General features: G+C 67.6%; 22 protein-coding genes and 1 tRNA gene. 17 read left to right on the forward strand and 6 right to left on the reverse strand.

Annotation, left to right across the window (positions count from 1 at the left end; genetic code table 11):
- The 5 genes from ON43_RS02880 to ON43_RS02900 all read left to right on the forward strand — a co-directional run.
- The coding region (locus ON43_RS02880; RefSeq protein ID WP_040803197.1) for an alpha/beta fold hydrolase at positions 1-562 on the forward strand (562 nt) is incomplete at its 5' end.
- A 168-nt stretch (positions 563-730) separates the two neighbouring features.
- The gene (locus ON43_RS02885) at positions 731-973 is read left to right on the forward strand and encodes an MbtH family protein (RefSeq protein WP_019931522.1); all 243 of its coding nucleotides are present in this window, start codon (positions 731-733) and stop codon (positions 971-973) included.
- Positions 974-1,140: 167 nt separating this feature from the next.
- Positions 1,141-1,212 (forward strand) — tRNA-Thr (locus ON43_RS02890).
- A 180-nt stretch (positions 1,213-1,392) separates the two neighbouring features.
- A complete protein-coding gene (locus ON43_RS02895; protein WP_040803200.1) occupies positions 1,393-2,124 on the forward strand; it encodes a response regulator transcription factor in 732 nt (243 codons plus the stop codon).
- Entirely contained in the window at positions 2,121-3,569 is a 1,449-nt protein-coding gene (locus ON43_RS02900) for a sensor histidine kinase (RefSeq protein WP_245568440.1), read from the forward strand. Before ON43_RS02895 ends, ON43_RS02900 begins: the two co-directional genes overlap by 4 nt.
- Positions 3,570-3,617: 48 nt before the next feature.
- On the opposite strand, the gene ON43_RS02905 is transcribed toward ON43_RS02900, so the two are convergent.
- A complete protein-coding gene (locus ON43_RS02905; RefSeq protein ID WP_040803202.1) occupies positions 3,618-4,043 on the reverse strand; it encodes an HIT family protein in 426 nt (141 codons plus the stop codon).
- Between the two features lie 92 nt (positions 4,044-4,135).
- Between ON43_RS02905 and purD the strand changes: the two genes are divergently transcribed.
- On the forward strand, positions 4,136-5,419 hold the full coding sequence (purD, locus tag ON43_RS02910; protein WP_040803205.1) for a phosphoribosylamine--glycine ligase: 1,284 nt from the start codon (positions 4,136-4,138) through the stop codon (positions 5,417-5,419).
- A gap of 119 nt (positions 5,420-5,538) precedes the next feature.
- Here purD and ON43_RS43470 read toward each other — a convergent pair whose 3' ends face one another.
- Positions 5,539-6,642 (reverse strand): M23 family metallopeptidase, encoded by a 1,104-nt coding sequence (locus ON43_RS43470; protein ID WP_373283383.1) that lies wholly within the window; start codon positions 6,640-6,642, stop codon positions 5,539-5,541.
- 71 nt (positions 6,643-6,713) lie between these two features.
- On the opposite strand from ON43_RS43470, the gene ON43_RS02925 reads away from it, so the two are divergent.
- The 5 genes from ON43_RS02925 to ON43_RS02945 all read left to right on the forward strand — a co-directional run bounded on the left by ON43_RS02925 (position 6,714) and on the right by ON43_RS02945 (position 11,617).
- On the forward strand, positions 6,714-7,871 hold the full coding sequence (locus tag ON43_RS02925) for a pyridoxal phosphate-dependent aminotransferase (protein ID WP_040803211.1): 1,158 nt from the start codon (positions 6,714-6,716) through the stop codon (positions 7,869-7,871).
- A 69-nt stretch (positions 7,872-7,940) separates the two neighbouring features.
- Positions 7,941-8,546 (forward strand): TetR/AcrR family transcriptional regulator, encoded by a 606-nt coding sequence (locus ON43_RS02930; RefSeq protein WP_040803214.1) that lies wholly within the window; start codon positions 7,941-7,943, stop codon positions 8,544-8,546.
- A 32-nt stretch (positions 8,547-8,578) separates the two neighbouring features.
- The gene (gene purB, locus ON43_RS02935; protein WP_040803217.1) at positions 8,579-10,000 is read left to right on the forward strand and encodes an adenylosuccinate lyase; all 1,422 of its coding nucleotides are present in this window, start codon (positions 8,579-8,581) and stop codon (positions 9,998-10,000) included.
- 91 nt (positions 10,001-10,091) lie between these two features.
- The gene (locus ON43_RS02940; RefSeq protein WP_040803220.1) at positions 10,092-10,529 is read left to right on the forward strand and encodes an HIT family protein; all 438 of its coding nucleotides are present in this window, start codon (positions 10,092-10,094) and stop codon (positions 10,527-10,529) included.
- 128 nt (positions 10,530-10,657) lie between these two features.
- Positions 10,658-11,617, forward strand: a complete 960-nt coding sequence (locus ON43_RS02945; RefSeq protein WP_040803223.1) for an alpha/beta hydrolase — start codon at positions 10,658-10,660, stop codon at positions 11,615-11,617.
- Between the two features lie 92 nt (positions 11,618-11,709).
- Here the strand turns inward: ON43_RS02945 and ON43_RS02950 are convergent, their stop codons facing one another.
- Positions 11,710-11,925: a DUF397 domain-containing protein gene (locus tag ON43_RS02950; protein ID WP_040803226.1), complete on the reverse strand. Its 216-nt coding sequence runs from the start codon at positions 11,923-11,925 to the stop codon at positions 11,710-11,712.
- A gap of 122 nt (positions 11,926-12,047) precedes the next feature.
- On the opposite strand from ON43_RS02950, the gene ON43_RS44590 reads away from it, so the two are divergent.
- A complete protein-coding gene (locus ON43_RS44590; protein ID WP_157513878.1) occupies positions 12,048-12,296 on the forward strand; it encodes a hypothetical protein in 249 nt (82 codons plus the stop codon).
- Between the two features lie 15 nt (positions 12,297-12,311).
- Here ON43_RS44590 and ON43_RS02955 read toward each other — a convergent pair whose 3' ends face one another.
- Entirely contained in the window at positions 12,312-13,382 is a 1,071-nt protein-coding gene (locus ON43_RS02955) for a DUF2330 domain-containing protein (RefSeq protein WP_051177818.1), read from the reverse strand.
- 99 nt (positions 13,383-13,481) lie between these two features.
- Between ON43_RS02955 and ON43_RS02960 the strand changes: the two genes are divergently transcribed.
- Positions 13,482-15,653, forward strand: coding sequence for a S9 family peptidase (locus ON43_RS02960; protein WP_051177822.1), 2,172 nt, complete (start codon positions 13,482-13,484; stop codon positions 15,651-15,653).
- Between the two features lie 2 nt (positions 15,654-15,655).
- Positions 15,656-16,360 carry a Type 1 glutamine amidotransferase-like domain-containing protein gene (locus tag ON43_RS02965; RefSeq protein WP_040803231.1) on the forward strand — a complete coding sequence of 235 codons (705 nt, stop codon included), beginning with the start codon at positions 15,656-15,658 and terminating at the stop codon, positions 16,358-16,360.
- A gap of 50 nt (positions 16,361-16,410) precedes the next feature.
- Here ON43_RS02965 and ON43_RS02970 read toward each other — a convergent pair whose 3' ends face one another.
- Positions 16,411-17,973: an amino acid permease gene (locus tag ON43_RS02970; protein WP_040803234.1), complete on the reverse strand. Its 1,563-nt coding sequence runs from the start codon at positions 17,971-17,973 to the stop codon at positions 16,411-16,413.
- Complete coding sequence (gad, locus tag ON43_RS02975; RefSeq protein WP_083913118.1) at positions 17,970-19,439, reverse strand: glutamate decarboxylase; 1,470 nt, start codon at positions 19,437-19,439, stop codon at positions 17,970-17,972. The genes ON43_RS02970 and gad overlap by 4 nt, the downstream gene beginning before the upstream one ends.
- A 131-nt stretch (positions 19,440-19,570) precedes the next feature.
- On the opposite strand from gad, the gene ON43_RS02980 reads away from it, so the two are divergent.
- From ON43_RS02980 to ON43_RS02990, 3 genes are read left to right on the forward strand one after another with little or no spacing between them, the layout of a single operon-like run.
- On the forward strand, positions 19,571-20,482 hold the full coding sequence (locus ON43_RS02980) for a glutaminase (RefSeq protein ID WP_040803237.1): 912 nt from the start codon (positions 19,571-19,573) through the stop codon (positions 20,480-20,482).
- 29 nt (positions 20,483-20,511) lie between these two features.
- Complete coding sequence (gadC, locus tag ON43_RS02985) at positions 20,512-21,936, forward strand: glutamate/gamma-aminobutyrate antiporter GadC (RefSeq protein ID WP_040803240.1); 1,425 nt, start codon at positions 20,512-20,514, stop codon at positions 21,934-21,936.
- A complete protein-coding gene (locus ON43_RS02990; RefSeq protein ID WP_040803243.1) occupies positions 21,933-22,397 on the forward strand; it encodes a hypothetical protein in 465 nt (154 codons plus the stop codon). The genes gadC and ON43_RS02990 overlap by 4 nt, the downstream gene beginning before the upstream one ends.
- Position 22,398: the final 1 nt, after the last annotated feature.

Raw genomic sequence — 22,398 nt, forward strand, 5'->3', positions numbered from 1 at the left:
CGAATTCCTCGACGAGGGACCGGCCCTGGTGGTCGGCCAGTCCATGGGCTCGCGGGTCGCGCAGGAACTCGCGCTGACCCGCCCCGACCTGGTGCGCAAGGCCGTGTTCATGGCCGGACACGCCCGGCTCGACCAATTCCAGAAGACGCTGTCACTCGGTGAGCACGAGCTCGACGCCGCCGGCACCAAGCTGCCCGCCAAGTACGAGGCCGCCCTGACCGCCGTCATGAACCTGAGCCCGGCGACCATGGCCGATCCGCACGCCGCGCGCGACTGGCTCGACCTGTTCGAATTCACCGGCGGCCCGGTCACCCCCGGCATCCGGGCGCAGCGGCGCATGGACCACGACTTCGACCGCACCGCCGCCTACAAGGCCATCACCGTGCCGTGCCTGTCGATCGGTTTCGCCGATGATCGGCTGATTCCGGCCTATCTTTCCCGCGAGGTCGCCGATATCATTCCGGGAGCCCGATACCAGGAGGTTCCCGACGCCGGGCACTTCGGCTACCTGGAGCAGCCGGAGGCCGTCAACAAGATCCTGCTCGAATTCTTCGCGGCCTGAACACTGCCCACTCAACACTCTGCCCATTCACGAAGTGCAGGTAACCGCCCAGCGGTAACACCTGCCTTGCTAGGGTCGAATCAACGTCGGGGGCTCGTTCCATCACTGCGGTGATCGGATGATCCGTCTACGTACTCCGTACACAGCGCCAGTATCCAGTGAGGTGAAATGAGCACCAATCCCTTCGATGACGAAGACGGCCGGTTCTTCGTCCTGGTCAACGATGAGGAACAGCACTCCCTGTGGCCCGCCTTCGCCGAGGTTCCGGCGGGTTGGCGAGTCGTCTTCGGTGAGGACAGCCGCGCCGCTTGCGTCGAGTATGTCGAGAAGAACTGGACGGATATGCGTCCGAAGAGCCTGCGCGACGCCATGGCGGCGGACGACGCGGCACGTCAGGCGGCTCAGTCCTGACACTCTGCGGTTAGTCCGATACTGCGCGAACGGCTTCCGAACGCGGCCGGGTGACGCCACAAGCACCCGCCCGGCCGCGCTCCGGTCTTCCCGTGGCATCGTTCCGACCGGGACGTCGGCTTTTCCGCGCAGCCGACGACCCCGGTTATGATGGGCACCGCATTTCCGCCTCCTTAGCTCAGTGGTAGAGCACCGCTCTTGTAAAGCGAAGGTCGTCAGTTCAATCCTGACAGGGGGCTCGTTGACGTAGGGCCGAGGGAAACCCTCGGCCCTACGTCTTTTCGGGGTCCGGGGCGGAGCCCCGAAATCTCTAGGGGGTTCGGGGGCGAAGCCCCTGAGAGCGTCGAGAGTTGACCCTTCCCAGGAAACTCCCAGGGAAGGGCCAGGTTGTTCGCGGGGCGAGCGCAGAATATGAGGCCATGACAGGTGTGCCCGCGCGTGAACCCGAGGCCAGGGTGCTGGTCGTCGACGATGAGCCGATGATCGTGGAGCTGCTGTCGGTCAGCCTGCGGTATCAGGGGTTCGAGGTGGCCACCGCGGGCACCGGCACCGAGGGATTGGACAAGGCCAAGACGTTCCGGCCGGACGCGCTGATCATCGACGTGATGATGCCCGGGATGGACGGGTTCGGGCTGCTGCGGCGGCTGCGGGCCGACGGGATCGATGCGCCGGTGCTGTTCCTGACCGCGCGCGACGATGTGGACGACAAGATCACCGGGTTGACGCTCGGGGCCGACGATTACGTCACCAAGCCGTTCAGCCTCGAGGAAGTGGTGGCCCGACTACGGGTGATTCTGCGCCGGGCCGGGCGGGCCGCGCCGGAGACGAAATCCTCGCGGCTGCGCTTCGCCGATATCGAACTCGACGACGATACGCACGAGGTGTGGAAGGCGGGGGAGCCGGTTTCGTTGTCGCCCACCGAGTTCACGCTGCTGCGGTACTTCCTGGTCAATGCGGGCACGGTGCTGAGCAAGCCGCGGATCCTGGATCACGTGTGGCGCTACGACTTCGGCGGCGAGGTCGGGGTGGTGGAGACCTACGTGTCGTATCTGCGCAAGAAGGTGGACACCGGGCCGGATCGGCTCATCCACACGCTGCGCGGGGTCGGATATGTGATGCGGGAGCCGCGCGGTAAAACGGCGGCCACGTGAGCGCGAGCCTCCGGGGCCGGGTCGCCGATCGGCTCGCGGCGGTGCCGCTGCGCACCACGCTGGTGCTGGCGCTGGTCTCGCTGGTCGGATTCGGGCTGCTGGTCTCCGGTGTCGCGGTCACCTCGCTCATGCGTAATGTGCTGGTGGAGCGCATCGATCGGCAGCTCTACGATGCCGCGCACAGCTGGGCCGCGCCCGGCGCGCAACGGCCCGAACCGCTGCCGACCGTGCGCGGGCGGGAGCGGCCGCCGCATCTGTACTGGGTGCAGGTGCAGGACACGAACGGTCAGACCACGCTGAGCCTCAGCGCGGGCGTGCAGCAGCCCGAGGTGCCCGCGGATCTGGGCACTCGGCCGCGGACCGTCGGCTCGGTCGGCGCGGCCACCGAGGAATGGCGGGTGCTGCGGACCGTCAACGAATACGGCACCAGCACCATCGCTTTGCGCATGGACGAGACGAATTCGCTGCTGGACAAGCTGATCGTGCTGCAGCTGGTGATCGGCGCGCTGGTGCTGGCCGCGCTGGTCGCGGTGGCGCGCATCGTGATCCGGCGCAGCCTGCGGCCGCTGCGGGAGGTCGAGCGCACGGCGGCCGCCATCGCGGGCGGGGACCTGCATCAGCGAGTTCCGGTGCGCGGCACCGACACCGAGGTCGATCACCTCTCGCAATCGTTGAACACCATGCTGACCCAGATTCAGCAGGCCTTCGCCGCCACCGAGGCGTCCGAGGAGGCGGCGCGGCGCTCCGAGGCCAAGATGCGGCAGTTCGTCGCCGACGCCAGCCACGAACTGCGCACGCCGCTCACCAGCATCAAGGGGTTCGCCGAGCTGTACCGGCAGGGCGCGATCAGCGATCCGGACATGCTCATGGACCGCATCGAACGCGAATCCAAGCGGATGGGACTGCTGGTCGAGGATCTGCTCATGCTGGCGCGGCTGGATGCCCAGCGGCCGGTGGAGCGGCGGCCGGTGGATCTGCTCATGCTGGCCAGCGATGCCGTGCACGGTGCCCGCGCGCTGGCGGCGGCCGAGCGGGCGGACGGACCGGAACGCCGGATCGATCTGGAGATCCGGCCCGGGCCCGGCACCCTGGAGATGCTCGGCGACGAGGCGCGGCTGCGTCAGGTACTGGCGAATCTGCTCAACAACGCGCTGGTGCACACGCCCGCCGAGGCGGAGGTGACGGTGCGGCTCACGCCCGCCGAGGACGAGGTGCGCATCGAAATAGCCGACACCGGGCCGGGATTGGAGCCCGAACAGGCCGAGCGGGTCTTCGAGCGCTTCTATCGCGCGGACGCGTCCCGCAGTCGCGTCAGCGGCGGTACGGGACTGGGACTTTCGATCGTGCAGGCGCTGGTTGCCGCGCACGGCGGCACGGTATCGGTGACCAGCGCGGCGGGGGAGGGCACCACGTTCACGGTGCGGCTGCCCCGAGATTCACGCTGAGACCGCGCCCGTGGGTGACGGTGGGCGCGGCCTCGCTGTTGGACCGTGTCAGTCCGGAACGTTCGCGCCGTAACCCAGATCGCGCAGCGCCTGCTTGATCTTGGCGTGGGCCTCGTCGAGGGATTCCTTGCTGGGTTCCGGGTCGGCCCCGGTGATGTCGAAGTTGCCCAGCTCGAAGGCCGGGAACACGTGCATGTGCAGGTGCGGCACCTCGAGGCCCGCGATCAGCAGGCCCGCGCGCGGGGCGTCCCACGCCGCCCGCACCGCCTTGCCGATCTTCTGGGCCACGCCGTTCATGCGCGCGAAGGTGCCGGGATCGATGTCCTGCCACTGGTCGATCTCCTGGCGCGGCACCACCAGCGTGTGCCCCTGCGTGACCGGGGCAATCGTGAGGAAGGCGACGAATTCCTCGTCCTCCCAGACGAACCGGCCCGGCAGCTGACCGTTGATGATTGCGGAGAAAACAGAAGCCATGCTCGGGACCTTACGCGGGGAAGGTCACCCCCGTGCGAACGCACGATAGACCGCTACCCGTTGCGGCGGACCAGCCCTCTAAGCTGTTCGCCGTGCGCGTACTCGTCATCGGTTCCGGAGCCCGTGAACATGCCCTCGTCCTGGCGTTGCGGAAGGACCCGGCGGTGACCGCGGTCTACGCGGCACCCGGGAATGCGGGGATTGCCCAGCACGCCGAGGTGCGTGCGGTGGACGCCACCTCCGGTGAGGAGGTCGCGGCGCTGGCGCAGGAGCTGAATGCCGATCTGGTCGTGGTCGGGCCCGAGGTGCCGTTGGTGCTCGGGGTGGCCGATGCCGTGCGCGCGGTCGGGATTCCGACCTTCGGGCCGTCGGCGGCGGCCGCGAAGATCGAGGGGTCGAAGGCCTTCGCCAAGGACGTCATGAATGCCGCCGGGGTGCGGACCGCGCACAGCGAGATCGTCGATCACCCGGGCGAATTGGATGCCGCGCTGGATCGTTTCGGGCCGACCTGGGTGGTCAAGGACGACGGGCTGGCCGCGGGCAAGGGCGTCGTGGTGACCGCGGACCGGTCGGTCGCCCGCGAGCACGGCGCGGAACTGCTGGAGCAGGGGCATCCGGTACTGCTGGAGTCCTTCCTCGACGGGCCCGAGGTGTCGCTGTTCTGCCTCGTCGACGGCGAGACCGTGGTGCCGCTGCTGCCCGCCCAGGACCACAAGCGCGTCGGCGACGGCGACACCGGGCCGAACACCGGCGGCATGGGCGCGTACACGCCGCTGCCGTGGCTGCCGGAGGAGACCCTCCAGGCCATCGTCGACGATGTCGTGAAACCCGTTGCGGCCGAGATGGTTCGCCGCGGCGTGCCGTTCAGCGGCCTGCTCTACGCCGGACTCGCCGTCGGCCAGGCCGGACCGGCCGTGGTCGAATTCAACTGCCGCTTCGGCGATCCCGAGACCCAGGCCGTGCTGGCCATGCTGGACAGCCCGCTCGGCGAGCTCCTGTACGCCACCGCCACCGGCACCCTCGACCAGGTCGCCGCGCCGCGCTGGAAGGACGGCTCGGCCGTCACCGTGGTGCTGGCCGCCGAGAACTACCCGGCCCGCCCGCGCAGCGGCGATGTCATCACCGGCGCCGAATCCACCGGCACCGGAATCGAATCCGAGGTGCTGCACGCCGGCACCGCGCAGCGTGAGGACGGCGCGCTCGTCTCCGCCGGTGGCCGCGTGCTCGCCATTGTCGGCCAGGGCGCGGATCTCGCCGAGGCGCGCAAGAACGCCTACGACCGGCTCGCCACCATCAAACTGCCGGGCGGCCACTTCCGCACCGACATCGGCCTGGCGGCTGAAGAAGGACGCATCAGCATCCCGACCGCCGGCTGAGTCTCAGGATGGCACTCCGTCATCCCGGCATGTTCTTGGCCGGGATCCATTGCTGGGCTGTGGATTCCGGCCAAAAGCACGCCGGAATGACGGGGCTGGGCCACGCCGGAATGACGGGATCAGCCCAGGATGATGCCGTGCTGGGCTAGCCAGGGCTGGGGATCCACGTGCTGGCCGCCGATGATGATCTCGAAATGCAGGTGCGGGCCGGTGGAGTCGCCGCGGTTGCCGATGCGGGCGATCTGGAGCCCGGCCGGGACGCGTTCGCCGACCGAGACCGAGAAGTCGTACATGTGCCCGTACACCGAGATGGTGCCGTCGTCGTGGCGGATGCGCACCCACAGCCCGAAGCCCTGTGCCGGTCCCGCGTCGATCACCGTGCCCGCCGCCACCGCGTAGATCGGTGAGCCCAGCGGCGCGGCGATATCGATGCCCGCGTGGAAGGTGCCCCATCGCGCCCCGAACCCGGAGGTGAACACGCCCTTCGCGGGCAGCGCGAACCCGCCGACCCCCGGAATCACGAATCCCGGCGGCAGCGAACTGTCCGGCGACGGCGTCATCCACGGCTGCGGCTGTCCGGCCACCGCCGCCGCGGCCTCCGCCTTGGCCCGCTCCAGGGTCGCCGCCGCGGCCGCCGACACCACCGCTTGCTCGCGCAGGTGCTCACCGTTGTTGATGGCGTCCAGATACCGCTTCGACGTCTCCGGCGTCGCCTGCACCTGCAGCGGGTACTGCACCGGAACCCGCAGCGCCACACCGGGACCTACCGGAGCATCGGTCGGAATCAACCCCAGCGCCCCGTCCGCGCTCGCGAACACCAGCACCGCGACCACGCCACCGATCAATACCCGATGCCGGATCGACCAGGCCCGCACGACGGGCCACCGCCGCCGCCACAACGCCTCGGCCTCGGCCCGCGACCGTGGCCGCTGCCGCCACCACTCGATCACGCGAGCACGAACGACCGGAACGTAGATCCGCAGCCGAGCCACGACCTCGCCGACCACCCGGATCGCAAATCGCCCGAGCTGTGCCAGCGCCCGATGAAGGCGACCCGGATCCTCGCTCTCGAAGGCCGACCGGATGCCCGGCGTATAGCGGTCTACCCCGGCCCGGAACCCGGGTGTCTTCGCACCGGATTCCTCCGGCGCAGGTGGGCCCGGTTCGGGTGGGTGTGGGTCGACCTCCGGGGTGTTCCCGGTGGTTGCTGATCCCCCCTGCACAGCGCCCTCCTCAGGCATTCGCACGACCGTTCCCGGACAGGCGGGGGAGCGGGTGCTCTACCGTCTGTCGAGTGCGTATCGAATCTCGCCGGTCGACCATTCCACCTTTTTACGTGATGGACGTCTGGAAAGCAGCAGCTGAACGGGCCAGGACACACGAGGATGTGCTGGTTCTCGCGGCCGGACAGCCGTCCACGCCGGCGCCCGAGGCGGTGCTGCGGGCGACGAAAGCGGCGATGGACAGCGAATTGCTGGGATATACCGAGACATTCGGAATCCTGGCGCTGCGGGAGGCCATCGCCGAGCATCACCGGAGCACCTACGGGGTGCAGGTGGAGGCGGATGACGTCGTGGTGACCACCGGATCGTCGGGGGCGTTCACCCTGATCTTCCTGGCGGCATTCGATCTCGGGGACACCGTCGTGGTGGCGCGGCCCGGATATCCGGCCTACCGGAACACGCTGACGGCGCTGGGCTGTGATGTGGTCGAGCTGGATTGCGGGCCCGAGACCCGGTTCCAGCCGACCGTGGCCATGCTCGAGGCGCTGCCCGAGCCGCCGGCGGGGCTGATCGTGGCGAGCCCGGCCAATCCGACCGGGACCATGATCGCGCCGGAGGAGCTGGCGGCGCTGGCCCGCTGGTGCGATGAGCACGGGACGCTGCTCCTCTCGGACGAGATCTACCACGGCATCACCTACCCCGGCACCGAGCCGACTTCCTCGGCCTGGGAGACCTCGCGCGAGTCGGTCGTCATCGGCTCGGTGTCGAAGTACTTCTCCATGACCGGCTGGCGGCTGGGCTGGATGCTGGTCCCGCAATCGCTGCGGCCCGCACTGCAGCGCCTGGCTTCCAATATGACTGTGTGCCCACCGGCTATCTCCCAGTTCGCGGCGGTCCACGCCTTCGGCCCGGAGGCCAAAGCCGAACTGGACGGTCATGTTCAGCGCTATGCGGCAAACCGTCAGCTTCTGCTGTCGGGCCTGCCCAAGCTCGGCATCACCGACCTGGCCCCCGCCGACGGCGCGTTCTACGCCTACGCGGATATCGCGCATTTGACGGATGATTCGATGCGCTGGTGCACCGATGTGCTCGACCACACCGGTGTGGCGCTGGCGCCGGGCATCGACTTCGACACCCGCAACGGCCATCACACGGTTCGCTTCTCGTTCGCCGGAGCGAGCGCGGACATCGAAGAGGCGCTCTACCGGTTGGAACGATATTTGGCCTGATCTGCCAAGCAGATTGAACGCGGTGGGCAAAATGAACACAGCATCACCGATGACTGGCACGATTGCACCGTGACCACTGCGACGACTCCGAAAGGCGAACGGCGTCGCCAAGCGTTGGTTTGTGCCGCCGCCGAGCTACTGCTCGAGGGCGGCTTCGAGGCGGTCCGGCACCGCTCGGTGGCGACCAGGGCGGATCTGCCGCTCGCATCGACCACGTACTACTTCGAATCGCTCGAGGATCTGATCGCCCGCGCGGTCGAGTTCTCCGGGAATGCCGAACTCGAGGCCATGCGCCGCCGCGTCGGTGAGGTGACCCACCGCCGCCGCGGCGCCGAGGCCACCGTCGAACTGGTGCTGGATCTGTTGGTGGGCCCCGACTTTCAGAACGAGGACGCCCGGGGTCAGCTCATCGCCCGCTACGAGCGCTCGGTGGCCTCGGCCCGCCACCCGGAACTACGAGAAGTGCAGCTCCGACTACGCGCCCAGCTCGACGAGCTACTCGCCGATGTCCTACGCCGCTCGGACCGGATCGTCCGTGCCGAACAAGTCCGCCGTCTGGTGGCGGTGGTCGATGGGGCGGTGGTGACCGCGCTCGGTGAACTCGACCCGCAACCCCGCCGCATGGCGCGGGGGGCGCTGCTCGAGATCATCGACATCGTCGCCCCACCGGCTTAAGCCGCAGCACACGGCCGGTAAACTGGCACAACGTGACCTTCGTGCCTAACGTCCTCGCCACCCGCTACGCCAGTCCCCAGCTGGTTCACCTCTGGTCGCCCGAGAACAAGATCGTGCTCGAGCGGCGGCTGTGGCTGGAGGTCCTGCGGGCGCAGGCCGAACTCGGGGTGGATGTTCCGGCGGGGGTTGTCGAGGACTACGAGCGGGTCATCGATCGGGTGGATCTGCAGTCCATCGCCGAGCGCGAGCGGGTCACCCGCCACGATGTGAAGGCTCGGATCGAGGAGTTCAACGCGCTCGCCGGGCACGAGCACGTGCACAAGGGCATGACCTCCCGCGACCTCACCGAGAATGTGGAGCAGCTGCAGATCCGGCTCTCGCTCGAGCATGTGTACGCGCACGGCGTGGCGATCGCGGCGCGGCTGGCCGAGCGCGCCGCGCAGTACCAGCCGACCGTGATGGCGGGCCGCTCGCACAACGTGGCGGCGCAGGCCACCACGCTCGGTAAGCGATTCGCTTCCGCCGCAGACGAATTGCTGGTCGCGCTGACCCGGCTGCGGGAGCTCATCGACCGCTACCCGCTGCGCGGCATCAAGGGCCCGATGGGCACCGCCCAGGACATGCTGGACCTGCTCGACGGCGATGCCGGCAAGCTGGCGCAGCTGGAGCAGAAGGTGGCGCGGCACCTCGGTTTCGCGAATGTCTTCACCAGCGTCGGCCAGATCTACCCGCGCTCGCTGGACCACGACGTGCTCTCCACCCTGGTGCAGGTCGGCGCGGGCCCGTCCTCGTTCGCGCACACCATTCGCCTGATGGCGGGCCACGAGCTGGTCACCGAGGGCTTCCAGCCCGGCCAGGTGGGCTCCTCGGCCATGCCGCACAAGATGAACACCCGCTCCTGCGAGCGCGTCAACGGCCTGCAGGTGGTGCTGCGCGGCTACGCCTCCATGGCGGCCGAGCTGGCCGGCGCGCAGTGGAACGAGGGCGACGTGTTCTGCTCGGTGGTGCGCCGCGTCGCGCTGCCGGACGCCTTCTTCGCCATCGACGGCATGATGGAGACCTTCCTGACCGTGCTGTCCGAGTTCGGCGCGTACCCGGCCGTCATCGACCGCGAGCTCAACCGCTACCTGCCGTTCCTGGCCACCACCCGCATGCTGATGGCCGCGGTGCGCGCGGGCGTGGGGCGCGAGACCGCCCACGAGGTCATCAAGGAGCACGCGGTGGCGGTGGCGCTGGCCATGCGCGAGCAGGGACGTGAGCCCGATCTGCTGGATCGCCTGGCCGCCGACGACCGGATGCCGCTGGACCGCGCCGCCCTCGATGCCGCGCTGGCCGACCGCTCCGCCTTCATCGGCGCCGCCGAGGCGCAGACCGCCGAGGTGATCGCCCAGGTGCAGAAGCTGGTCGACGCCAACCCGGAGGCGGCGCGGTACACGCCGTCGCCGATTCTGTAGGGGTACAAGCACTCTCGGATCTCGCCCCCGGCTCCTGAACGGAGCCGGGGGCGAATGCGTTTGAGGGGAGCGGGCTCCTAGGCTGCTGGGCATGAATCCGTACACGATCTTCTCCGAGATCATCGCCGGTCAGGCACCCTCGTCCAAGGTGTACGAGGACGAGGATGTGCTGGCGTTCATGGATATTCGGCCGGTGACGCCGGGGCATGTGCTGGTGGTGCCGAAGGTTCCGGCGCGGAGTCTGGCGGAGTTGGATCCGGTGTTGGGGGGCAAGCTGTTTCAGGTGGGGCAGCGGATCGCGGCGGGGCTGCGGGAGTCCGAGGTGGGCTGCGACGGGGTGAACTTCTTCCTGGCCGACGGCGTCACCGCGGGGCAGGAGGTGTTCCATGTGCATCTGCACGTGATTCCGCGCACCCCGGGGGACGGGTTCGGGCTGCGGGCGCGGCCGACCTCACCGCAGCGGGCGGACCTGGATTACCTGGCGGGATCTATTCGCGGCGCGTTGACCCGAATCGCCTCGCATTCATAGCCGCACGGCATTACCATATCCGAACCGTCTGGTTTGCCAATGACACGCCAAAACCGCATTCCTGCGCGTCACACCTGTCACTCGAGTTACGTTTGAATGCGATTGTGGTGGGCTGATGGAGGTGGGGCGTGCGTAGAAGAGTCGTTGCCGCAGCTGTTTTGGCGATCGCTGCTGGTTTGCTGTATCCGGTGGCCGCGCCACCGGCAATCGCCGGGGCGGCCCAGGTGGTCCGCGTGGATCAGCTGAGTTCGACCCGCTCGGCGATCTTCATCGATTCCGCGGCCATGGGCCGCACCATTCAGGTCCAGGTCCTGCATCCCGCGGGCGGCGGGGACCGGCCGACCTATTACCTGCTCGACGGCCTCGATCCGGGCGCGACCCAGAGCACCTGGACCAATGCCACCGACGCCGAACCCTTCTTCCAGGGCAAGAACGTCAATGTGGTGCTGCCGATCGGCGGCCAGGCCAGCTACTACACCGACTGGGCGGCCGATGATCCCCGCTTCGGCCGGTACCAGTGGGAAACCTTTCTGACACAAGAACTTCCGCCCATCATCGACGGGTATTTCGCCGGTAACGGGGTGAACGCCATCGGCGGCCTGTCGATGGGCGGCACCGCGGCCTTCGTACTGGCGGTGCGGCATCCGGAGCTGTACCGGGCGGTGGCGGGCTACAGCGCCTGCCCGGATACCACCATCGCGCAGGCCGCCATCATGTTCTCGGTGGCCAATCGCGGTGGCAATCCGCTGAACATGTGGGGCGGGCCCGGCAGCGCGGCCTGGACCGAACACAATCCGGCGGTGCTGACCGAGGCGCTGCGCGGCAAGACCCTGTTCCTGTCCACGGGCACCGGCATTCCCGGCCCGCACGAGCTGGAGATCAAACCGCAGCTGCCGGAGAACATCTTCTTCGGCGGGCCCATCGAATTCGGGGTCGACGCCTGCGTCACCGCGTTCGAGCAGCGGCTGCGCTCGCTGAACATTCCGGCGCGGGTGGAGCATTCGCCGGTGGGCACGCATTCCTGGTCGTATTGGCAGGACACGCTGCACGAATCCTGGCCGACCATCGGGGGCGCGCTCGGCGCCTGAGGACCATTCGCTGTTCCGGACAAAGCGGGCGGGTCAAGCCCGCTGAACGAATTCCCGTGAGCCCGGCTCGATGTGAGCCGGGCGCACGCGAATCAGGCTCCGGGCCGGTTGAATTCGCCGTCCTTGGCCCCCGCGACGAAGGCTTCCCACTCGCCGGGGGTGAAGATCAGGACGGGTCCGTCCGGATTGCGCGAGTCCCGCAATCCGATGTTTCCACTGGCCAGAAAGGCGATTTCGACCCCGTCGGCATTGTCGTCGCCGCGTCGCCACACCGCGTCGGTGTCGATTGCGCGGTTTTTCGCTTCCACTGTCGGCCTCCCCTGTGCGGCACCGGCGAATACCGGTCGGTGATGTAGATCGCACTCATAATGCCAGGGTTTGTGAGGGGTTCGGATCGGATATTCCATCTTCTGTCAGCGGAAGGAGGTATGTGGTGCGCACGCCATGGTCTTCACAGCGCGCGTGGTCATCGCAGCGGGCCTGGACCCCGCAACGGGCGGCCCCCATCTCCGACAGCTGTGAGATGGTCCCCGAGCGCTTCACGGTGGATCTGGCTCACAGCATCCTGCGGATCCACCGAAGTTGCCCGACCGACCAATGTGCCCGTCGCAAGGCCGCCGTCTTCTTCCTCTACGAGCAGCGCCAGCCCGCCCAGGCCCGCCAGCGCCGCGCCCGCTGAGGATCAGACCCGGCCCTACACGCCAGCCCGGCGCAGTCCCCGCGTCACGATGACGAGGATGCCCAGCGCCGGGCCGAGCAACAGTCCCCCCAGCAGGATCGCGAAACCGGCCGGTATCCCCAGGAACTGGACATACTCCACCCGATGCTCCGTCTCCCGGAACGGGACGTCCGCCGTTGACCGGACGAACAGGAAGTCGGACGAGATCGCCGTGGGCTGCCAGACGGACACGAACATTCCGGTGAGGTAGTCGTTGCCGCCCGCACTCAGCTGCTGCAGATCCGTGTCCCGCGGATCGACACGTCCGGTGAAGAAGTACGAGATCTGCTGACCGGTGACATCGCGATCCTCGCGCTTCACCTCGTGCGGTCCCAGTACGTAGAGTCTGACCGTCTGCTGGTGGGTGGCCGCGCGGGACATGCGCATCGGATAGACCAGCCGGTCGCTGGCGAAGCCGATCCGGACCGGATCGAGCGCGCCGTTCAGGGCGGCGGAGGTGGTGAGCCGCAGCGCGACGAAGGACCAGCCCTCGTCCAGGTACGGCGGCATGGTCGCGAGCACCTCCTCGCGCATCTCGTACCCGTTGGCGGACAACCATTCCCGGATGCCGGTCAGATCACCGCCGGTGAAGGTGGTGGCTTCCACCGGACCCAGTTGGACCCGATCGAGCACCGTCGGTGCGCCCGCACCGGGCGCCGCGCCCGCGCCGTCCGGCGCGGCGGAACCCCAGCCCAGCCGGAAGTCGCCGAACCATTTCCGCTCGGTCACCACCGTCGGCGCGGTGAGCTGCTCGAGCTCGGTGAAGGTGCCCGGATTCCCGAGTGTCACGGTGGCCGGGGTGGGTGTCGGGACCAGCAGCGCGGCCCCCGGTCCGGAACTCCGCAGGCCCAGCCGCATGTCGATGGTCTCGCGCTGCCCGTCCCAGGCCACCAGCGCCGTCTCGTCCGCGACCTGTCCGCTGGTCGCGGTCGGCCAGGCCGCCCCGCCGCACGCGCACGCGGAAGCCGGTGCGGCCAAACCGGTTCCCCCCGCGCCCGCCGCGATCCCGAGGACCGCGAGCACGCGCGCTGTCTTTCGCAACAGCATGTCCGCACCCTAGCCCGGCGGGCCGCTCCCGTGCCCTGGAGTTTTCGGGACCGCCGGGTCGGGGGTTCGCGGCGGGGGCTCGCTACTAACGTGGTGTCCATGGCTTTGGACAGTGGGAGCGCGACCTCAGTAAGCGGCGCGGTGGTGGCGCCGATCGCCAAGCGGGTGCCGAAGGAGCGCGTGCACCACGGGGACGTGTTCGTCGACGAGTACGAGTGGCTGCGGGACAAGGAGAATCCCGAGGTCATCGCGTACCTGGAGGCGGAGAACGCCTACACCGACGCGCAGACCGCCAAGCTGGGCCCGCTGCGGGAGAAGATCTTCGAGGAGATCAAGGGCCGCACCCAGGAGACCGACCTGTCGCTGCCCACCCGGATGGGCGAGTACTGGTACTACTCGCGCACCTTCGAGGGCAAGCAGCACGGCGTGCACTGCCGCTGCCCGATCGCCGATCCCGACGACTGGACCCCGCCCAAGCTGGAGGCCGACGTCGAGATTCCGGGCGAGGAGATCGTGCTGGACTCCAACCAGCTCGCCGAGGGGCACGACTTCTTCGCGCTGGGCGCGTATTCCATCAGCCACGCCGGGGACCTGCTCGCCTACTCGGTGGACATCCTCGGCAACGAGCGCTACACGCTGCGGTTCAAGGATCTGCGCACCGGGGAGTTGCTGCCCGACGAGATCCCGAACATCGCGCCGGGTGCGACCTGGTCGCTGGACGGCACCCACGTCTTCTATCAGACCCTCGACGAGTCGTGGCGGCCCGACAGTGTGTGGCGGCATCGCCTGGGCACCGAGCAGTCCGCCGATGTGCGGGTCTTCCACGAGCCGGACGAGAGCTTCTGGGTCGGTATCGGGGCGACCCGCTCGGAGAAGTTCCTGGTCATCATGACCGGTTCCAAGATCACCAGTGAGAACTGGATCCTCGAGGCGGACAACCCGGAAGGCGAGTTCCGAGTGCTGATGCCGCGCCGCGAGGGCGTGGAGTACTCGGCCGAGCACGCGGTGATCGGCGGCGAGGACAAGCTGCTCATCCTGCACAACGATGTGGTGGACGGGGCGAAGGCGGTCAACTTCGTGCTCGCCGAGGCCCCGCTGTCGGATCCGTCGGACATGACGATCCTGATTCCGCACCGCGACGACGTGCGGCTCGAGGACATCGACGCCTTCGCCGACAAGCTGGTGCTCAGCTACCGCCGGGAGGCGCTGCCGCGGGTCGCGGTGTGGCCGTTGACGGCGGACGGTTACGGCGAGCTGAAGGACATCGACTTCGATCTGGCCCTGTTCTCGGCCGGGCTCGGCTCCAACCCGGAGTGGGAGCAGCCCATGCTCCGCATCGGGCTCACCTCCTTCATCACTCCCACCCAGGTCTTCGATTACGTGGTCGAGACCGGGGAGATGCTGCTGCGCAAGGAGCAGGTGGTGCTGGGCGGCTACGAGGCCGACGACTATGTGCAGCAACGGGATTGGGCGGTGGCCGCCGACGGCACCCGGGTGCCGATCTCGCTGGTCATGCGTCGCGCTGTGTCCGATGAAAGCGCCGTCGAGGGCCCGAAGCCGTTGCTGCTCTACGGATACGGTTCCTACGAGGCCGCCATCGATCCGTACTTCTCGGTGGCGCGGCTGTCGATGCTGGACCGCGGCATGGTGTTCGCGGTCGCACACGTGCGCGGCGGCGGCGAGATGGGGCGGCTCTGGTACGAGCACGGCAAGACGCTGACCAAGAAGAACACCTTCACCGACTTCGTCTCCGTCGCACAGCATCTGGTGGATACGGGCGTGACCGCGGCCGACCGCATGGTGGCCGACGGCGGCAGCGCGGGCGGCCTGCTCATGGGCGCGGTGGCCAATATGGCGCCGGGTCTGTTCGCGGGCATCCTGTCCAATGTCCCGTTCGTGGATCCGCTGACCTCCATCCTCGATCCGTCCCTGCCGCTCACCGTCACCGAATGGGACGAGTGGGGTAACCCGTTGGAGGACAAGGAAGTCTACGAGTACATGAAGTCCTACTCGCCGTACGAGAACGTGACGGCGCAGGACTACCCGGCCATCCTGGCCATCACCGGCCTCAACGACACCCGCGTGCTGTACGTCGAACCCGCCAAGTGGGTCGCCAAGCTGCGCGCCACCAAGACCGGTCACCAGCAGCTGCTGCTCAAGACCGAGATGAGCGCCGGTCACGGCGGTGTCAGCGGCCGCTACGAGAAGTGGAAGGAAGTGGCCTTCGAATTCGCCTGGGTCCTCGACACCGTCGGCCTCGGGGACCGGTAGCCATGGCCGGTCACGTGGTCGCCACGGGTGCGGGCCAGCGGATGATGGGGCGTGCGGCGGATCCGCTGCACGACTTCGTTCTTGGCCTGACCGGTAAGCCGCAGCCGCGAGTCCTGTTCCTGGGCACCGCGACCGGCGACGATCCGGGCTACATCGTGAGCTTCTACGAGACCTACAACTCCGGCCGGTGCCGCCCGTTCCACCTGCGGCTGTTCGACCGCAGCATCACCGACCTGCGCGCCTACATCCTGAGCATGGACGTCGTGCACGTCGGCGGCGGCAATACCGCCAATATGCTCGACGTCTGGCGGCGGCAGGGCGTGGACGCGATCCTGCGCGAGGCGTGGGAGAACGGCGCGGTCATGACCGGCGGCAGCGCCGGGGCCATCTGCTGGTTCGAGGGCGGCACCACCGACTCCTACGGCCCGACGCTCCAGATCCTGCCGGAGGGACTGGGATTCGTGGCGGGCAGCTGCTGCCCGCACTACGACGCGGAGGATCAGCGGCAGCCGCTGTTCCATCGCGCGATCCAAAAGGGTGAACTGCCGGCGGGTTACGCCATCGACGACCTGGTGTCGCTGCACTTCCACGGCACTCAGCTGGTCGAGGCGGTGAGCTCGCAGGCCGACGGCAAGGCCTACCGGGTGGCGGCCGCGGGCGACGAGGTCGTCGAGACATCGATTCCCGTCCGGCAGCTGAAGGGCTGAAATGCGAAGCGGCGGCGGGGAATCCCGCCGCCGCTTCGCATTTCGGGCCGTCAGAGCTTCAGCCGCTCCCGCAGCTCGCTGCTCGGACCGTGTGATTTCACCTTCTCGTGATCCGGTGCGGCCCAATCGGGTTTCCGCATGCGCTCCACCACGATCGGGATCAGGCAGAAGAACACGGTGCCACCGGCGACCAGCAGGATGTAGGTCGTCGGATTGCCCACCGGCAGCTGCGACGGCGGCACGAAGGCCGTGATCAATGCGAAAACCATGGCCAGGAAGCCGATTCCGGCGAAGCCCCACATGCCCGCCTTGCCGCCGGGCACCTGGAAGGGGCGCGGCAGGTCCGGCTGGGTGTAGCGCAGGCGGATGGCGGCGGCGTACATGAACAGGTAGATGATGATGTAGATGCCCACCGCCATGGCCGTGATGAGGAAGAACGCGCTGCTCACGTCGGTCATGAAGAAGTACGGCGCGCACAGCACCGTCACCGCCAGCCCCTGCACGATGAGGATGTTCACCTGCACGCCACGGGCATTCACCTTCTGCAGCACCGGCGGCAGCATGCCGTCGTGGGCGGTGGCGAGCACACCGCGGCTGGGACCGGTGACCCAGGCGAGGGTGCCCGCCAGCGCGCCGTAGGCGATCATGGCCGCCAGGATGAGCACCGGCCAGCCGATGTTCATGAGCGTGCTGAATCCCGAACGCATGGCGTCGAATACGCCGGAGTTCAGGTTGATCTGGTCGTAGGGCAGGATGCCCGCGACGGCCAGCGCGCCCAGGGTGAAGATGCCCGCCGAGGTCACCGCGGCGATGGCGATGGCCACGGGGTACTCGCGGCCCGGGTTCCTCAGTTCGGTGGCGTGCACCGCCTGCGATTCGATGCCGGTGAAGTTCTCGAGGATGTTCCCGAGGAACGCCAGCGAGGACAGCCCGGCGATGTAGGGCATGAAGCGCGGCGCGTCGTGGCCGTCATGGCTCACGGTCACCGCGGGATCGGTGGTGTGGTCCCAGCCGATCGAGTGGCCGCCGATCACCCACCACACGAACAGGCCCACCAGGATCAGTCCGGGAATGGCGGTGCCGAGCACGAATCCGGCCTGGGTCACCTTGGCCGCGAACTGATTTCCCATCAGCGCCACGGCCGTGCACAGCCAGTAGGCGATGACCGAGAAGATGCCCACATACCAGTGGTTCTGTGCCAGATCGGGTTTGTCGATGGCGAAGGCGATGCCCGCCGCCGCGAAGCTGAGGCCGGTCGGGTAGAACACCATGGCCTGCAACCAGGACAGGAAGATCGCCCAGAACCCGACGCGCTTGCCGAACGCGCCGCTGATCCAGGCGTAGAGGCCGCCGGCCTGTTTGCCGTAGGCGCTGCCGAGTTCGGCCGACACCAGTCCGGCGGGAATCAGGAAGAGGACCACCGAGAACGCGATGTAGAAGAACATCGTCAGTTCTTCCTTGCCCATGGCGGGCAGCCCGCGCAGGCTGGTGACGATGGCGGCCGCGGTGGTGAAGCCGAGAGCTACGGTGCTGAGATACTTCGTGTTCCCGGCGCTTTTCGCCGGGACCGTGGTGGAAGTCCCTGTTGCGGAAGAACTCTCGGCCGCGGTCATTTCTTACCGGCCTTTGCCTTGGACTTCTTGGAAGTGACTGCCTTGCCGTTGGTTTCGGGCTTGCCGGTCTTGCGCACCGGCTTCGCCTTGGGCGTCGGCACCATCGCGTGCGCGTTGTGCGGGAAGCCGCCCGCCTCCTCCCGCGTCAGCGGGACCTTCATCGGGTGCTTGCACAGCACCTTCAGGCTGCGGTCCAGATCGGCGAGCAGCAGATCGGCCATGTCGATGGTGAAGCCGTGGCGCAGCACCGCGCGCATGATGACCTCGTCCTCACGGTCGGCCGGCAGCGGGTAGGCCGCGATCAGCCAGCCCCGGGTGCGCAGTCGGTCGGACAGGTCGTAGAGGTTGAAGTCCTGACCCGCGGCCAGTTTCCAGGAGACGGCGGTGATGCCGCGGCTCGGATCGGCGTCGTGAATCATCTCGAAGCGCCCGGTCGCGGCGATGCCCCTGGCCAGATGCTGGCTGGCGACGTAGATGGCGGTCTGCACATTGCGGTAGCCGGGGCGGCCGAGCCGGATGAACTCGTAGTACTGGGTCACGGCCTGCCCGCCGGGCCGGGAGAAATTCAGGTTGAAGGTGGGCATATTGCCGCCGAGGTAGTCGACGTTGAAGATGAGGTCCTCGGGCAGGTCCTCCTTGGTGCGCCAGATGGCCCAGCCCGCGCCGAGCGGGGCCAGACCGGTCTTGTGGCCGGAGGCGTTGATCGACTTGACCCGCGGAAGCCGGAAATCCCAATTGATTTCGGGCGCGGTGAAGGGTGCGAGGAAGGCGCCGCTGGCCCCGTCGACATGGATCGGGATGTCCAGACCGGTCCTGGCCTGCAGGTCATCGAGCGCCTTGCTGATGCCCTCGACGTCCTCGAACAATCCGGTGAAGGTCTGGCCGAAGGTGGGCACCACCATGATCGTGTTCTCGTCGCAGTAGGCCGCGACGTCGTCCGGGTGCATCGTGTAGCGCTCGCCGCGCAGCGGGATCTGCCGGATCTCGACATCGAAGTAGCGCGCGAACTTCTCCCAGCAGACCTGGACCGGGCCGCACACGAAGTTGGGGACACCCTTGCCGCCCCTGTTGCGCCAGCGGAACTTGGCGGCCAGTCCGCCCAGCATCGCGGCCTCGCTGGAGCCGGTGGTCGAGGTGCCGAGGGTGCCCAGCGGGTCGGGGGAGTTCCACAGATCGGCGAGCATGTGCACGCAGCGCTGCTCGAGTTCGGCGGTCTGGGGGTACTCGTCCTTGTCGACGATGTTCTTGTCGAGACATTCGCTCATCAGCCGTCGCGCCTGGTCGTCGACCCAGGTGGTGCAGAAGGTGGCGAGGTTCATTCGGGAGACGCCGTCGAGCATCAGTTCGTCGTGCACGATCTGATAGGCGACCTGCGGGAAGATTTCGCGGTCCGGGAAACCTCGGTGCGGTGCGGCGCGTTTGATGCCGGGCATCGCGAAGACATCGTCGGGTTCCAAGTCGGTCATTCGGCCTCCGATCGCATTTCGGCAGATGTTTGCCGAGGTGATGGTAGCCAGCCACCCATGATCGAAACTGGTTCTGCAAGCTACCGTTTCGTAATCAAGAGATAGTTGCTGAACGGTTACTATTCAGCCTTATGGACTATCAGCATGTCATAGAGCAGGTGATGTCCGCCACGAAGCCGCACATCGGGGAGGGTGCGGTCGCCGATTACATTCCCGGCCTGGCCAAGGTCGATCCCCAGCAATTCGGATTCGCGATCGCGACCGTCGACGGCCAGGTCTATACCGGCGGTGACGTGGATGTTCCCTTTGCCATCGAGAGCATCTCGAAGGCGTTCGCCCTCGCTCTGGTGCTGAGCCGCAAGGACTCCGACGTGTGGAAAAGGGTCCGGCGCGAACCGTCCGGAATGGCGTTCAACGACCTCATCGAATTGCAATTGGAGAACGGGATTCCGCGCAATCCCTTCATCAACGCGGGTGCCATCGTCGTTGCCGATCAGCTGCTGGCCGACACCGGCGATGCCGTGAACGCGCTGCGCGAACTGCTGCGCGCCGAGACCGGCAATCCCGCGCTGGAGGTCGACAGCGTCATCGCCGAATCCGAGCTGCGCACCGGTGATCGCAATCGGGCGATCTCGTATCTGATGTCGAGCTTCGGAAACATGCGCAACAGTGTGGATCTCGCGCTCGACCACTACTTCCGGCAGTGTTCGTTCAGTATCACCTGTGCCGAACTGGCCAAGGCCGGACTGCTCATCGCCCGGCACGGGGTGCGCGCCGACGGGTCCCGGCTGCTCGCCCGGGAGGACGCGCGCCACATCACCGCGCTCATGACCATGTGCGGAACCTATGACGGCGCAGGCGATTACGCGTACAAGGTGGGCTTGCCGACCAAGTCCGGGGTGGGCGGCGGCCTGCTGACCGTGGTTCCGGACGAATGCTCCGTCGCGGCCTGGGGTCCGGGCCTGGACGCCAAGGGCAATTCCGCCTCCGGCCTGGTGGCGCTCGAGGCCTTCGTGCGCGCGGGGCAGTTCTCCGTTTTCTGATCTCGGTTTCCTGACTGGAAGGATCGGTGATGACCGGCACGGTGACCAAGGCGGCCACGGCCACCAAATACATGTCGTGGGTGACGCTGGCGCTCATGACCACCAGTTCGGTGGCCAGCCTGCGCGCCGCGCCGACCATGGCGGTCTACGGCCTGGCCTGCGTGTTCCTCTACCTGCTGCCCGCGCTGCTGTTCCTGCTGCCGACCGCGTTCGTGGCCGCGGAGCTGGCCTCGGGCTGGACCGGCGGCGTGTACAAGTGGGTGGGCGAGGGGCTGTCGCAGCCGCTGGGCTTCCTGGCGGTGTGGTGCCAGTTCGCCATGACGATCTTCTACTACCCGAGCCTATTGGCTTATGTGGCAAGCACTTTCGCCTACATCATCAATCCTTCGCTGGCCGCCAACGGCGTGTACGTGGCCATCGTCATCATCACCATCTACTGGGTGGCGGTGTTCGTGTCCTCGCAGGGCACCAAAACCGTTGCGGGACTGTCGAGTATGGGGCTCATCATCGGAACCCTGATCCCGGGCGCGCTGCTGGTGGTGCTCGGCTTCGTGTTCCTGGCCCAGGGCAATCCGTCGGCCGCGCCGATGGACGCGAATCACCTGTTCCCGGCCTGGACCGGCCTGGCCAGCCTGGTGCTGATCGTCAACAACTTCCTGTCCTACGCGGGCATGGAGATGAACGCCGTGCACGTGTCCTCGCTGAAGGATCCGGGCAAGGAGTACCCGAAGGCCATGGCCATGGCGGTCGGGCTGGTGCTGGCCATCTTCATCATTCCGGCCGTGGTGATCTCGTGGGTGGTGCCGTCGAAGAATCTGAGCCTCACCGCCGGTGTCATGCAGGCCTTCGACGGGTTCTTCAACCACTTCAAGATCGGCTTCCTGACCCCGGTGCTGGGCATCATGCTGGTGGCCGCGGCGTTGGGCGGCATGCTCACCTGGCTGGCCGGGCCGTCCAAGGGGCTGCTGCTGATCGGGCGCAAGGAAGGCTATCTGCCGCCCGTCCTGACACGCGTGAACAAGCATGGCGTGCAACAGAACATGCTGGTCGCGCAGGGCATCGTGACCACCTTGCTGGCGCTGCTCTACGCGTTCATCCCGGACGTCTCGAGCGCCTACTGGATCCTGTCGGTGATCACCACGCAGGTGTATCTGATCATGTACGTGCTCATGTTCCTGGCCGCGGTCCGGCTGCGCCGCAACCAGCCCGACCATCCGCGCGGCTACAAGGCTCCGGCGCTGGTCGCGCTCTGCGGGCTCGGCACCGCGGCCTCCATCGCGGCCTTCCTCATCGGCTTCGTCCCGCCCTCGCAGTACGGCAGCGGCAATGCCTGGAGCTACGTGCTGCTGATCGGCGCGGGCATGGGTGTTGTCGGACTGCTCATTCCGTACCTGTTCCTCCGATTCCGCAAGCCCGGCTGGAAGATCGACACTCCGCAGGAGGCGCTGGCATGACCGACGGACTCGACTTCGGCGGCGCGCCCGAGCGGCAGCGCCGGCTGGTGTACATCTCGGTGGCGGTGGTGCTGGTGGCGCTCGCCGTCGCCGGGGCCATCATCTTCAACCGCGAGCACTCCAGCGATGAGGCGCTGCGCAAGGCGCAGGTGCTGCACTCGCGTTTGGAAGCAGCCGGTTTCACCGCCCCCGACCCGCAGACGATTGCCGACTCGCTGGGCGAGGACGGCGGGCTGGTGTGCTCGGACCCCTCGAACCCGCTGATCAAGGCCCGCTATGAGGCCGCCATCAGCAATGGCGCGAGCGGTCCGGGTAACCGGCCGGTCATCGCCGACACCGATGTCTTCACCGCCACCGCGCTGGCCATCGAAACCTATTGCCCGGACAAGCTCGCCGCCTACTTGGAAACCACGGGTCATTTGAAGAAAGCTGACACGGTTAAACCCGATACCGCCAAGTGAT

Origin of the sequence: Nocardia concava NBRC 100430 (assembly GCF_000308815.1) — a bacterium.
GTDB lineage: Bacteria > Actinomycetota > Actinomycetes > Mycobacteriales > Mycobacteriaceae > Nocardia > Nocardia concava.